Genomic DNA, 893 nt, shown 5'->3' with positions numbered 1-893 from the left:
AACAGATTTGTTTGGTGACAGTGCTGTACGATACGAACCATCGTTTAAACGATAACGCATGCCGCGCGGTCCATTGGGCGTCCAGATTTTCGCTTCAGCATCTTTTACTTCTGCCTCGTCAGCTAACTGGTTCCAGTAAAAGTACGCAATGTTCCAATCACGCACTTTCCAACTTGCCGATGTAATCACGTTCTCGCCGTTGTAATCGAATAGAAAATCTTCACGTGAGTAGTTGTTTTGCGATGAACCATTTTGCCAGCCATGGAAGTGAATAATGGTTGGTTTGGTTGGATCAAAGTAGTTTAAGGAGACATTGTTCACTGTACCGTCTTGTTCAATTGCCTTGACGGAAGTGTTGTTTTCATCAAACCAGTACAAGCCATAGTCGAGCGTATCTTGCGCTGCGGCAGCGAAACTGCTTGAGAAAATTAGGACTGAAAAACTAAGAAATTTTTGAATGGTTTTTGTCATGCTGTTTACCTTGTATTTATTTTTATAATCCGCACACGACAGCAAAACGATGTGCGCCATGGACGTTAACGGCAAACTAAGTAACGAGCAAGTCGTCATTATATGAATTAATGAGTTTGTCCTATTTGATTTAATTTATGGCCTGCTAAAAAAATTGCATCCTTTGATGACGATGAGAACTCCGCACTCAAAACTTTAGCACCGCCGGACTTTGTGTTTTTGAGGCGCCTGTCACTTAACTTTGATCAGTTTATTCCTGAAATTTATATTGATCTCCTGTAATGTGTGACTTTATGTAACTAACAAAAATAAATAATGCCCAAGGTATCTTGAGGGCGCCTCATAATGGAGTTGTATATGAAGGGACTTAGCCGAATAGTAGTGTTGGCCGCAATGGCTATATTAACCGCCTGTGGCGGAGG

1 pseudogene is annotated in these 893 nt (G+C 41.4%); it reads right to left on the bottom strand.

What is annotated here, in order from left to right:
• Positions 1–471: pseudogene (locus A3762_RS24580) on the bottom strand (cell adhesion protein); the annotation flags it as partial.
• Between the last annotated feature and the right edge of the window lie 422 nt (positions 472–893).

Source organism: Oleiphilus sp. HI0125, assembly GCF_001635355.1.
Note: the sequence above shows the minus strand (reverse complement) of the source record. Positions and strands in the feature narration are given on the sequence as shown.